The following is a 12692-nucleotide window of genomic DNA, read 5'->3' on the forward strand; positions in this document are numbered from 1 at the left end:
GTTACTCTTTGTCGGTCGCGCTCAGTGAAACGGAAGAGAGGTAGTTCAGCAGGGCAATGTCGTTTTCTACGCCGAGCTTCATCATGGCCGATTTCTTCTGGCTACTGATGGTTTTAATGCTGCGATTGAGCTTTCTGGCAATCTCGGTCACCAGGAAACCTTCGGCAAAAAGGCGGAGAACTTCGCTCTCTTTCGGCGACAGGCGCTTGTCGCCATAGCCGCTGGCGCTGATTTTTTCCAGCAGGCGTGAAACGCTTTCCGGCGTAAATTTTTTGCCTTTCTGCAGCGCCGCCAGCGCCTTCGGCAGATCGGTCGGCGCGCCCTGTTTCAGCACGATCCCTTCGATATCCAGATCCAGCACCGCGCTGAGGATCGCCGGGTTATTGTTCATGGTCAGAACAATGATCGACAGATCCGGGAAATGGCGCTTGATGTACTTGATAAGCGTAATCCCGTCGCCGTATTTGTCGCCTGGCATGGACAGGTCGGTAATCAGAACATGGGCGTCTAATTTCGGCAGATTATTGATAAGTGCTGTGGAGTCTTCAAACTCGCCGACAACGTTTACCCACTCGATTTGCTCGAGTGACTTACGAATACCGAACAGTACGATCGGATGGTCATCGGCAATAATTACGTTCATAGTATTCATGTATTAGGCTACCTTGCTACAGCAAGCTATTGACGTAAACGTCAATGTCGCTGATGTATTTTTCTATGCTTTGCGCATCTTTTTCACGAATCAGATGCTCAAGCGTTTCACATAACTGTTTGCCGGGTATCAGGTTAAGCATAGCAAACGCCCCTTTGAGGCGATGCGCAGTCTGGGCCAGCGCAGCTAAATCGCTTGTTGCCAGCTCAGTATACAGTCTCTTAACATCATCCGGAACCGTGTCGGCAAACAGCGCATAATAGCCGCTGGCGTGCAGTTCGGCGTTGCTCCCGCTTCCCGGAGGAGAAGGTTGCACGTTTTCTTCCGCCAGCTGCTGTTCAATCAGTTGCAGAATCGCTTCCTGCATGGCCGTGCTGATATTAAAATTGACGCACAGTTGGCCTGGACCTATTTTTCGTATCCCGACCTCATCATCGCTTAAAAGCAAGCCAGAAGCAGTAAGATTAGACGGATTATCCGTTAAAAAGAGATCGTATTCTTGACTTGTCAGCCTCTCATCCGGCGTGATGCAGCTCGCTCCCCAGCTTTCAAGCTGACGCACGACGATCTTTCGGACCTCATTAGCCGTAATATCAAGTAATACCACCACGTCATCCAGCAGATGTTCGCCGGAGTCGCTCTCTTCTTCACTGGCCGGCATTTTGAGGTGCAGGGAGTAGCGGGTGCCCAGAGATTCGCGCGCTTTGATATTCATCTGGCCGCCGAGCTTGCGCGTCAGGCGATCGCAGAGCCAGAAGGTGAGCGCATTGGCCTTACCGTACAGATCGGCCTGAGTATCGTTAAGGAACGGGAAGTGCATATTATCGATTTCGTTTGCCGAAACGCCGTTGCCGGTATCGATAATGCGGAAGGTCAGACGATCGTCCGCAGAGTCGTCCTTGCTCACCTCGAGGGTGATTTTACCGATCTGCGTGGTGGTGACCGAGTACTGAATCAGCAGCAGCAGCGTACGGCGCAGCGCGTCGCGGTCGCCGTAGCGTTGCTCATTTGCCGCGAGGGCGTTGTTAATCAGCAGCTGCAGGCCTTTGCGCTTAATCACGGGCAGCACTTCCGGCACCACTTCATCGATCAGCTCCTGAATTGAGAACCGATCCGGCGTGCTCTTCCAGCTATCGCTTTCCAGCAGGTTTGCCAGCTGAATTTCGTCAACCAGCTGCACCAGCTCATCCGCGTGCTGCGCCAGCCTGCGGTTTTCAGCAATGCCGAGCGCGGCCGCTTCTTCCGCCAGGCTGCGGGCGGGCTGCTTCAGCGCGGCGCCAATGTGCTGCATAAACGCTGTGCGGCCCTGCTGGTTTTTCTCGTACAGGCGCTGGGCCTGCTTAAGCTTTTTACTCACCAGCACTTCCCGATCCTGATCGCGGATGATGAAAATCTGCGTGCGCGGCGCGACCTGGCTGCGGTACTGGCGAATCTCATACAGTTCGTTGTTCACCGTAGCCTGAATCACGCCCTGATGCTGATCCGCCATGTTGGTAATATTTTGCAGGTTGAGATGCGGCAGCAGATGATCGGCGATGGGGTTGCTGATAATCGTGCGGTTAGCTTCCAAATCGTGAACCAGCAGCCCCAGCGGCAGCAGCGAGACAATCTCTTCATTTATTGCCCGCAGCGTACGATGCTCGCCGCTGGCGGCAGAGGAGACGCTCGTCCCGGTCTGACGGCTACGGCCGCTGTAGTGGCGAAAGGTCGTGAAGCCAAACAGGGTCAGCGCCAGCAGGCCGATAATCAGCAGGAGCGGCAGCAGGACGTTCTGCAGCGACTCAATCATCAGAGTACTGAATGGCACCACCCAGATCAGGCGCATCCCGGTGGTATTAATGGCGGTGACGATTTCAATCCGCGTGCCGTTGAAGTTGATGCTGACGTTATCAGACTCTTCTTTATCCGGATTGCCGGTCGCGCTCTGCGACGGGTCAGGCTCAAGGCGGAAGCTGTCCAGGGCCATGCCCGGTGGGATCAAATCGTTAATCGGCAGGTCGAAAGCGACCACGGTGGCCAGATGACCCGGCTGGTTGAAGGTGGTCCGCAGGGTGAAGTAGTGGCCGTTTTGCCATGAAAGCTGGCGCAGCGACGAGAAGGTTTCTCTTTCGTCGAGCGTGTTAGCCTGCAGCAGCATTTCCGCGCGGCGGGACTCCACCACGTTGCTAATCGTCGACTCTTTAAAGCTGGAAGACAGGTCTTTGAGCGGCAGAGTCGAGACCAGAATCAGGCTGTTATCCAGCCCGTTGAGATAGTACATCGACCAGGGAATGGTCTCTGCGCCCCACAGAATATCGAGATAGTTGGAAATTTTTTGCGTCATTTCCAGCGTTGAGCTGTCATGAGAGCCAAAAATCAGCGCCTCGGTCTTACGCCGCGGCTTTTCCAGATAATAGACATCCTGCTTTAACCGCGTTTCCTGTAAACCCTCGCCGGCGGCGCTGGAAGAGGTGGCGGCAATATTGTCGTAAATTTGCCAGGTAGCATAGCGCCACGCATCGATACGCTTGTGCAGCGCATGGCTTACGTCGACAACTTGATAGCTTTTCTCTTTTAACCAGGCGTTGACCGCACTTTGCAGCGTCACGCTCATCGTCGCCAGCAGGACGATGACCATTAAAATGAAGAAACGGGTGATGCTGCCAGGCATCAGGGTGAACTTTTTCTGGGTCATCGTGTAGCAGTGCGACTCATCAATGTTTGTAAGCAGGATGTTGCACCAAAGTAACTGGTAGCAGAGTGAATTCGCTAAGCAGTATAAAGGCTAATTTATCAAATCCATACTACAGAATGGCCTTCAGCGCTTTTTTGCTTTGGGATTTATCTTAAAGAAGCGTTGACAATAAAAATGTACAGCGGAATTGATTCTGTACAGTTATTTGCCGATTACCTGCAGGAAATAGCACGAAATAACAAGAAATTACCCGGATAAGGACTTCCTGATACGCGGAGTGTTTGATTAATAACCGTTATTTTTATCGCGGCTAGCACAGGTATAATTAAAGTTATGTAAAGAAGGGTAAAAAAAACCGGATGCGAAGCATCCGGTCGAAATAGGGGTAAACAGACATTCAGAACTGAATGACGGTAATAAATAAAGTTAATGATGATAGCGGGAGTTATTCTAGTCGCAGGCGACCATTTTGTTTTGTCATTCAGTGCTATACCTGACGTGGTGTGTAACTACTTGATGGTAATTGAAAAAAATTATTTTCTTGATTATTGGTGCTTATTTTACGATTTTTCATCGTTGCGAAAAGTTCCCTTGCATTTACAAATTGAAACATCTTGTGCGCATTTTGAAACACCTTAGAAGTTTTCGTATCATATTCTTGTTGGATTATTCTGCATTTTACAGCACAATGAATATAGCCGACTGATTAGAAGGGTAATCAGTAAGCAGTGGCATAATAAAAGGCATATAACAAACAGAGGGTTAATAACATGAAAGTTAAAGTACTGTCCCTCCTGGTACCGGCTCTGCTGGTAGCAGGCGCAGCAAATGCGGCTGAAATTTATAACAAAGATGGCAACAAATTAGACCTGTACGGCAAAATCGACGGTCTGCACTATTTCTCTGACGACAAGAGCGTAGACGGCGACCAGACCTACATGCGTCTTGGCGTGAAAGGCGAAACCCAGATCAACGACCAACTGACCGGTTACGGCCAGTGGGAATACAACGTTCAGGCGAACAACACTGAAAGCTCCAGCGATCAGGCATGGACTCGTCTGGCATTCGCAGGTCTGAAATTCGGCGACGCGGGCTCTTTCGACTACGGTCGTAACTACGGCGTTGTTTACGACGTAACTTCCTGGACCGACGTTCTGCCGGAATTCGGCGGCGACACCTACGGTTCTGACAACTTCCTGCAGTCCCGTGCTAACGGCGTTGCAACCTACCGTAACTCTGACTTCTTCGGTCTGGTTGACGGCCTGAACTTTGCTCTGCAGTATCAGGGTAAAAACGGCAGCGTCAGCGGCGAAGGCGCGACCAACAACGGTCGTGGCGCTCTGAAACAGAACGGCGACGGTTTCGGTACTTCCGTAACTTATGATATCTTCGACGGTATCAGCGCTGGTTTCGCGTATGCTAACTCCAAGCGTACCGACGATCAGAACCAGCTGCTGCTGGGCGAAGGCGATCACGCTGAAACCTACACTGGCGGTCTGAAATACGACGCGAACAACATCTACCTGGCAACTCAGTACACTCAGACCTACAACGCAACTCGCGCTGGTAGCCTGGGCTTTGCTAACAAAGCACAGAACTTCGAAGTGGCTGCACAGTACCAGTTCGATTTCGGTCTGCGTCCGTCCGTTGCTTACCTGCAGTCTAAAGGTAAGGACCTGAACGGTTACGGCGACCAGGATATCCTGAAATATGTTGACGTAGGCGCGACTTACTACTTCAACAAAAACATGTCTACCTACGTTGATTACAAAATCAACCTGCTGGACGACAACAGCTTCACCCGCAGCGCCGGTATCTCTACCGACGACGTGGTTGCTCTGGGCCTGGTTTACCAGTTCTAAGCACGCTGAAGTTACGAAAAAGGCGCCTCTGGCGCCTTTTTTTATGCCTCGTTTAAGCAGGCTGGTGTACTCTTGCAGCCTTAGCAAGAGGAAGCCAATTTTATGGATATCACTTTTTTCCGCGCCGCGCTGCTCGGCGTTTGCGTACTCCTTTCCGGCTGTGATTCAGCCACCTCACCTGCAGCCCAAAAGAGTGCCGCGACCGTGCTGGACGGCAAAACGATGGGCACATTCTGGCGGGTCAGCGTCATTGACGTTGATCGAGCAAAAGCCCAGGCGCTGCGGCAGAAAATAGAGACCCAGCTGGACGCCGACGATCGCCTGCTTTCCACCTGGAAAAACGATTCAGCATTGATGCAATTTAACCACGCCACCTCCACCGAGCCGTGGCCGGTCAGCGCAGCGATGGCCGATATCGTCACCATGTCCCTGCGCATTGGCGCGAAAACGCACGGCGCGATGGATGTTACCGTCGGGCCTTTGGTTAATCTCTGGGGCTTTGGCCCGGATAAGCAGCCGGTAAAAACGCCGGATCCTCAGCAGATCGCGGCGGCAAAAGCGCGGACGGGGTTGCAGCATTTGACGGTGATTAACCGCACCGATCGTCAGTATTTACAAAAAGATATTGCGGATCTGTATGTCGATCTTTCGACCGTGGGCGAGGGCTATGCCGCCGATCATCTGGCGCGTCTGATGGAGCAGGAGGGCATTTCTCGCTATCTGGTTTCCGTCGGCGGCGCGCTGGTTAGCCGAGGGATGAACGCCGACGGGCAGCCGTGGCGAGTGGCGATCCAAAAGCCGACCGATCGTGAAAACGCCGTCCAGGCCATCGTCGATATTAACGGCCACGGTATCAGCACCTCCGGCAGCTACCGCAACTATTACGAGCTGGATGGCAAACGGATCTCGCACGTGATCGATCCGCAAACCGGCAGACCGATCGACCATAAGCTGGTCTCGGTGACGGTGATTGCGCCGACGGCGCTGGAAGCCGACGGCTGGGATACCGGGCTGATGGTCCTCGGCCCGCAAAAGGCGCAGGAGGTGGTGAAAGAGCAGGGGCTGGCCGTCTATATGATTGTCAAAGAGGGGGAGGGGTTTAAAACCTGGATGTCGCCGCAGTTCCGCACCTTCCTGGTTGGCGAAAAGAATTAAACAGCAAGATTTCGGGTTTTATTCGGCGGGCGATGAATCAGACTGGCTATACACTTAAAGCAGGAGCCGATGATGAAACCGATTATTGCTGATACCGATGACCGCCGCTGGCAGGCGGTATGCGATCGTGATGCCCACGCCGACGGTCAGTTTGTGTTTGCCGTGCTGACCACCGGCGTTTGCTGCCGTCCCTCCTGCCGCTCGCGGCGGGCGCTGCGGGAAAACGTCCGTTTTTACCCTGATGTGGCGGCCGCCATCGCCGACGGATTTCGCCCCTGCAAGCGCTGTCAGCCGGACAAAAGCGACCCGCAGCGGCAGAAGGCCGAGAAAGTTGCCAGAGCCTGCCGCCTGCTTGAGCAGGAAGCGCCCATCACCCTCGAGGCGCTGGCCCATGAGCTGGCGGTCAGCCCGTACCACTTCCACCGCTTATTTAAATCCGTCACCGGCATGACGCCGAAGGCCTGGCAGCAGGCGTGGCGCGCGCGGCGTTTACGGGACGCGCTGGCGCAAGGGGAAAAAGTGACCCCGGCGGTGCTGGCCGCAGGCTTTCCCGACGGCAGCAGCTACTATCGTCAGGCCGATGCCGTGCTTGGCATGACCGCCAGCCAGTTTCGCCGCGGCGGCGATGATACCGATATTGTCTACACGCTCGGCGACTGCGCGATTGGCCGCTGTCTGGTGGCGCAAAGCGAGCGTGGAGTGTGCGCCGTATTGCCCGGAGAGGGCGACGCGCCGCTGGACGAGCTGCGCCGCCTGTTTCCTCACGCCCGGCTTCTGCCCGGCGACGCGCATTTTTCCGTGCGGGTGGCGCAGATTTTTGCCCACATCGACGATAGCCGCCAGGCCGTCGATCTGCCGTTAGATATTCGCGGCACCGCCTTTCAGCAGAGGGTCTGGCAGGCCCTGCGCCAGATCCCGGCGGGCGAAACGCGCAGCTACCGCCAGGTTGCCGAAAGTATCGGCCAGCCGCGCGCCGTCCGGGCGGTGGCGGGGGCCTGCGCGGCCAACCGGCTGGCTATCGTCATTCCGTGCCACCGGGTGGTACGCGAAGGCGGGGCGCTGTCCGGCTATCGCTGGGGAACCGCCCGCAAAGCGCAGCTGCTGGCCCGGGAAGCACAAACTGAGGAGTCGTAATGCTCGATCTTTTTGCTGATACGCCCCCCTGGCAGGAACCGCTGGCGCCTGGGGCCGTCATTCTGCGGCGCTTCGCCCGCCAGCGCGCTCCGGCTCTGCTGCAGGCGCTGCTGGGCGTTGCCGACGTCTCGCCGTTTCGCCAGATGGTCACGCCCGGCGGCTACACCATGTCGGTGGCGATGACTAACTGCGGGCCGCTGGGCTGGACGACCAATATGCACGGCTATCTGTATGCTCCCGGCGATCCGCTAACGGGGCGCAACTGGCCGCCGATGCCGCCGATATTCGCCGAGCTTGCCGCGCAGGCGGCGCTCGCCTGTGGCTACGCGGGCTTTGTGCCCGACGCCTGCTTAATCAACCGCTATCAGCCTGGGGCGAAGCTCTCGCTGCATCAGGATAAGGATGAGCGCGATCTGCGTGCACCGATCGTTTCCGTATCGCTGGGGCTGCCGGCGGTGTTCCAGTTTGGCGGCCTGCAGCGGAGCGATCCGTTGCGCAGAGTGCTGCTGGAGCACGGGGACGTGGTGGTCTGGGGCGGCGAGTCGCGGCTGTTTTATCACGGTATTCAGCCGTTGAAAGAGGGTGACCATCCGGACACCGGCGCCTGCCGTTACAACCTCACCTTTCGGCTGGCAGGCGATAAAGAATAAAAATAAGAATTATTCTTGATGTCATCGGCGAGCAGTTTACACTGCTGGCTGTTTTGCTTGCCCGGATTGCTGTTATGGAACTTCTTCTTCTTGTTTGGCGCCAGTATCGCTGGCCGTTTATTTCCGTCATTGCCCTGAGCCTGCTCAGCGCGGCGCTGGGGATCGGGCTGATTGCCTTTATCAATCTGCGGCTGATGACCGTTGTCGATACCTCGCTGACGGTGCTGCCGGAGTTTCTCGGTCTGCTGCTGCTGCTGATGGCGGTGACGCTGGGCTCACAGCTGGCGCTGACGACCCTTGGGCACCATTTTGTTTTCCGCCTGCGCGGGGAGTTCATTAAGCGCATCCTCGACACCCAAATCGAGCAGGTTGAGAAGATCGGCAGCGCCTCGCTGCTTGCCGGCTTAACCAGCGACGTACGCAGCATTACCATCGCCTTTGTGCGCCTGCCCGAGCTGGTGCAGGGCATTATCCTGACCTTTGGTTCCGCCGCCTATCTGGCGTGGCTGTCGGGAAAAATGATGATGGTGACCGCGCTGTGGATGGCGATAACCATCTGGGGCGGATTTATGCTGGTATCACGCGTTTATAAGCATATGGCGACGCTGCGGGAGACCGAAGACAAGCTGCACCACGACTATCAGACGGTGCTGGAAGGGCGCAAAGAGCTGACGCTCAATCGCGAGCGCGCCGAATACGTGTTTAATCATCTCTATCTGCCGGACGCGCGCGAGTATCGTCACCATATTATCCGCGCCGATACCTTCCACCTCAGCGCGGTAAACTGGTCGAATATTATGATGCTCGGCGCCATTGGCCTGGTGTTCTGGATGGCCAACAGCCTCGGCTGGGCGAATACCGCCGTGGCGGCGACCTACTCTTTGACCCTGTTGTTCCTGCGCACGCCGCTGCTTTCCGCCGTGGGCGCGCTGCCGACGCTGCTCAGCGCCCAGGTTGCCTTCAATAAGCTGCACAAATTCTCCCTGGCGCCGTACCGGGCCGAATTCCCGCAGCCGCAGGCGCACCCGCACTGGCAAACCCTGGAGCTGCGCGACGTCTGCTTCCACTACCCGGACCACAGCTTCGCCGTCGGGCCTGTCAATATGACCCTCAAACGCGGCGAGCTGGTGTTCCTGATCGGCGGCAACGGCAGCGGCAAATCGACGCTGGCGATGCTGCTGACCGGGCTGTATCAGCCAGCTTCCGGTCAGATCCTGCTGGACGGCGAAGCGCTGGCGGTAGACCGGCCGGAAGACTACCGTAAGCTCTTCTCGGCGGTATTTACCGATGTCTGGCTGTTTGACCAGCTGCTGGGGCCGGAGGGGAAAGCGGCCGATCCTGCGCGAGTGAGCCAGTGGATGGAGTACCTGAAAATGACGCATAAGCTGCGGCTGGATAACGGCAGGATCCTCGATCTGAAGCTCTCCAAGGGGCAGAAAAAGCGCGTGGCGCTGCTGCTGGCCCTGGCTGAAGATCGCGATATCATCCTGCTTGATGAGTGGGCGGCGGATCAGGATCCGCACTTCCGCCGCGAGTTTTATCAGGTGCTGCTGCCGCTGATGCAGCAGATGGGTAAAACCATTTTCGCTATCAGCCACGACGATCACTATTTCCAGCATGCCGATCGCCTGCTGGAGATGCGCGCCGGCCTGCTGGCGGAGCTGACGGGCCAGGATCGCGAGCTGGCGACCCGCGATGCGGTCTCCCGCACCGCCTGAAAGCTGCGCCTGCCGACCCACGGCGGGCGCTATTGTTGATTTTTCCGCCGGACGAACCCGCCGGCGGTTATTATTTCCCCCTCCTCGCGCTATGCTTAGGGCACCTGGCCTGCTGGTCGGCCAACTATTCTCACAAGGATTGCCTGACCGATGTCCGTTTTGCATAAAAAAAGCGCCAGATTGCGCGACGAAGAGCGCGCCCGCCTCATTTGGCTGCTGAGCACTGATAAAGCCGTTACCTCCTCGCTGTTGGGCAAATTAACGCTGGCTGAACGCTATGACGACGGCACCCTTGCCGACGATCTGGCGGAAGTGGAAGTGCTGGTTTCCCACCTGCCGCCGCCGGATCTCGCCGATGCCCTCGAGGCGCTGCCTTACGACGCGCGTAACGCGCTATGGCGGCTGATTGCCGACGATAAACGCGGTGAAGTGCTGCTTGAGGCGTCGGAAAGCGTCTGGGGCGACCTCATCGATAAGATGAGCGATCGTGAGCTGCTGTTTACGCTGCAAAATCTGGATATTGATGAGCAGGTCTATATCCTGCAGCATCTGCCGCAAGACCTGACCGCACGCCTGCTGGCGGAGCTGCCGGCGGAGAGGCGGGCGCGTATCCGTCAGATGATGCGCTACGCCGACAATACCGTCGGCGCGATCATGGAGTTTGAGGTGATCACCGTTCGCCCGGAGGCGACGCTCGCCGCGGTGCAGCGCTACCTGCGGCGGTTAGGCAAAATGCCGGAAAACACCGATAAGCTGTTTGTCACCACCCGCAACAAGCTGCTGCTTGGCGAGCTGGAGCTGCAGACCATCCTGCTCAACGATGCGCAGAAGCGGGTAGGAGACGTCATGGAAGGCGATCCGGTGACCTTTCAGCCGCACGAAGAGGCGGAGAAGGTCGCGCGTACCTTTGAACGTGACAACCTGCTGAGCGCCGCGGTGATTGATGCCGACGGCAAGCTGATGGGGCGCCTGACCATCGACGAAATCGTGGACGTGGTTTATGAAGAGACCGATAACGATTTACGTCGAATGGGGGGGCTGAGCAACGATGACGACGTTTTCGCCCCGGTGAGCAAAGCGGTGAAAACGCGCTGGGCGTGGCTGGCGGTCAACCTGTGCACCGCGTTTATCGCCTCGCGGGTGATTGACGGCTTTGAGCATACGATTTCGCAGCTGGTGGCGCTGGCGTCGCTGATGCCGATCGTCGCCGGGATCGGCGGTAATACCGGAAATCAAACCATCACTATGATCGTACGGGCGATGGCGCTGCAGCATATTCAGCCGGGAAGCTTCTCGTTCCTGATCCTGCGTGAAATGGGGGTTGCGGTGATTAACGGGCTGGTGTGGGGCGGAATTATGGGCGCCGTGACCTGGTGGCTCTACAGCGACCCGCAGCTCGGCGCCGTGATGACGCTGGCGATGATGCTCAACCTGCTGATGGCGGCGATGATGGGGGTGATTATCCCGATGGTGATGGTGAAGCTGGGACGCGACCCGGCGGTCGGCTCCAGCGTGATGATCACCGCCATCACCGATACCGGCGGCTTCTTTATTTTTCTCGGTCTGGCGACGATTTTCCTGATGTAGCCGACGGCCCGCCGCGCAGCCTGCGTGGGATCAGCGCCATCGCCACCAGGCCTGCCAGAACGCCAATGGCCAGATTGCTGGTGCCTACCGTTGCGGCAACGGTCACCAGCATAACCAGCGTTTCCGACCACGGATTGCGCTGCAGCTCGGCCGGGCGAAGGCTGTGCCAGCTGAAGGTTTTGGCTGCCACAATAACCATCACTCCGGCCAGCACCGCCATCGGAATTTTTGCCATCACTTCACTCAGCACGGTAACCAGAAGCAGGAGCACCACGCCGGCGGCGAGGGTGGAGACGCGGCTGCGGCCTTTACCCATTTCAACGTTAACAATGGTCTGACCAATCATTGCGCAGCCGGCGATGCCGCCGTAGAACCCGGCAAGAATATTGGCGATGCCCAGCCCGGCGCTCTCGCGCGCTTTGCTGGACGGCGTCTGAGTCAGGTCATCGACTAATTTGGCGGTCAGCAGCGACTCCATCAGGCCGACAAAGGCAATGCTCAGGGCGCAGGGCCAGATAATTTGCAGGGTGTCGAGATTGAGCGGCACCAGCAGGGCAGTGAACCCCGGAAGCCCGCCGCTCATCGAACCCTCGTCGCCGACGGTAGGCAGCAGCTGCCCGGTGGTGGCGGTAAACAGGGTTATTACCACGATAGCAATCAGCGGCGCGGGGATCGCTTTAATAAAGCGCGGCGCCCAGAGGACAATCAGCAGCGTCAGGACGAACAGTCCGAGGATCAGCGGCTGCTTGCTCCAAAAATGGGGAACCTGGGCGAAAAAGATCAGAATCCCCAGCGCGTTGACGAAACCGGTCATCACCGCTTGCGGTATAAACCGCATCAGCCGGGCCATGCCGCCCAAACCAAACAAAATTTGAATAATACCGGCCAAAATGACGGCGGGCAGGATGTAGCCGACGCCGTGTTGATGCACCATCGGCCCAATCACCAGCGCCACCGACCCGGCGGCGGCGGTAACCATTGCGGGCCTGCCGCCGAGTACCGACATCGCAAGGCACAGCACAACGGACGCAATCAGGCTGACCTTGGGGTCAACGCCGGCAATCACTGAGAAGGAGATAACCTCCGGAATCAGAGCCAGAGCGGTCAGAACGCCTGCCAGAGCCTCTCGTGTGAACAGCGACGGCGAACGAAGTACGTGGCGAATGGCGCCTGTTGAAGCGGGCGTAGCGTGGTCTGGAGCCTGAGGCATAGGGAGTTCGCAGGTTAGTTTAAGCCGGGACGAGTAAGCCTGAGCTTGCG

9 protein-coding genes are annotated in these 12692 nt (G+C 57.2%); 6 read left to right on the forward strand and 3 right to left on the reverse strand.

Features of this window, described 5'->3' with window-relative positions; genetic code table 11:
* Position 1: 1 nt before the first annotated feature.
* On the reverse strand, positions 2-652 hold the full coding sequence (rcsB, locus tag RTE01_RS05465) for a response regulator transcription factor RcsB (protein ID WP_041146527.1): 651 nt from the start codon (positions 650-652) through the stop codon (positions 2-4).
* A 16-nt stretch (positions 653-668) separates the two neighbouring features.
* Positions 669-3326 (reverse strand): phosphotransferase RcsD, encoded by a 2658-nt coding sequence (gene rcsD / locus RTE01_RS05470; protein WP_134527135.1) that lies wholly within the window; start codon positions 3324-3326, stop codon positions 669-671.
* 770 nt (positions 3327-4096) lie between these two features.
* Here rcsD and ompK36 point away from each other — a divergent pair.
* The 6 genes from ompK36 to mgtE all read left to right on the forward strand — a co-directional run bounded on the left by ompK36 (position 4097) and on the right by mgtE (position 11432).
* Entirely contained in the window at positions 4097-5188 is a 1092-nt protein-coding gene (gene ompK36 / locus RTE01_RS05475; RefSeq protein WP_115192200.1) for a porin OmpK36, read from the forward strand.
* A gap of 102 nt (positions 5189-5290) precedes the next feature.
* Positions 5291-6343 (forward strand): FAD:protein FMN transferase ApbE, encoded by a 1053-nt coding sequence (gene apbE / locus RTE01_RS05480; protein WP_134527132.1) that lies wholly within the window; start codon positions 5291-5293, stop codon positions 6341-6343.
* Between the two features lie 72 nt (positions 6344-6415).
* Entirely contained in the window at positions 6416-7477 is a 1062-nt protein-coding gene (ada, locus tag RTE01_RS05485; RefSeq protein WP_134528592.1) for a bifunctional DNA-binding transcriptional regulator/O6-methylguanine-DNA methyltransferase Ada, read from the forward strand.
* The gene (gene alkB, locus RTE01_RS05490; RefSeq protein WP_141334772.1) at positions 7477-8127 is read left to right on the forward strand and encodes a DNA oxidative demethylase AlkB; all 651 of its coding nucleotides are present in this window, start codon (positions 7477-7479) and stop codon (positions 8125-8127) included. The genes ada and alkB overlap by 1 nt, the downstream gene beginning before the upstream one ends.
* A gap of 74 nt (positions 8128-8201) precedes the next feature.
* A complete protein-coding gene (locus RTE01_RS05495) occupies positions 8202-9845 on the forward strand; it encodes a multidrug ABC transporter permease/ATP-binding protein (RefSeq protein ID WP_134527129.1) in 1644 nt (547 codons plus the stop codon).
* Between the two features lie 150 nt (positions 9846-9995).
* Complete coding sequence (gene mgtE / locus RTE01_RS05500; RefSeq protein WP_115192204.1) at positions 9996-11432, forward strand: magnesium transporter; 1437 nt, start codon at positions 9996-9998, stop codon at positions 11430-11432.
* Here the strand turns inward: mgtE and RTE01_RS05505 are convergent.
* A complete protein-coding gene (locus RTE01_RS05505) occupies positions 11395-12642 on the reverse strand; it encodes a SulP family inorganic anion transporter (RefSeq protein WP_141334774.1) in 1248 nt (415 codons plus the stop codon). The genes mgtE and RTE01_RS05505 overlap by 38 nt on opposite strands.
* Between the last annotated feature and the right edge of the window lie 50 nt (positions 12643-12692).

The organism is Klebsiella terrigena (assembly GCF_006539725.1).
Lineage (GTDB): Bacteria > Pseudomonadota > Gammaproteobacteria > Enterobacterales > Enterobacteriaceae > Klebsiella > Klebsiella terrigena.

Coding starts and splice junctions, on each gene's coding strand:
- RTE01_RS05505 (WP_141334774.1), bottom strand. CDS start 12,642: ATGCCTCAGGCTCCAGACCACGCTACGCCCGCTTCAACAGGCGCCATT.
- rcsB (WP_041146527.1), bottom strand. CDS start 652: ATGAATACTATGAACGTAATTATTGCCGATGACCATCCGATCGTACTG.
- ada (WP_134528592.1), top strand. CDS start 6,416: ATGAAACCGATTATTGCTGATACCGATGACCGCCGCTGGCAGGCGGTA.
- RTE01_RS05495 (WP_134527129.1), top strand. CDS start 8,202: ATGGAACTTCTTCTTCTTGTTTGGCGCCAGTATCGCTGGCCGTTTATT.
- ompK36 (WP_115192200.1), top strand. CDS start 4,097: ATGAAAGTTAAAGTACTGTCCCTCCTGGTACCGGCTCTGCTGGTAGCA.
- apbE (WP_134527132.1), top strand. CDS start 5,291: ATGGATATCACTTTTTTCCGCGCCGCGCTGCTCGGCGTTTGCGTACTC.
- rcsD (WP_134527135.1), bottom strand. CDS start 3,326: ATGACCCAGAAAAAGTTCACCCTGATGCCTGGCAGCATCACCCGTTTC.
- mgtE (WP_115192204.1), top strand. CDS start 9,996: ATGTCCGTTTTGCATAAAAAAAGCGCCAGATTGCGCGACGAAGAGCGC.
- alkB (WP_141334772.1), top strand. CDS start 7,477: ATGCTCGATCTTTTTGCTGATACGCCCCCCTGGCAGGAACCGCTGGCG.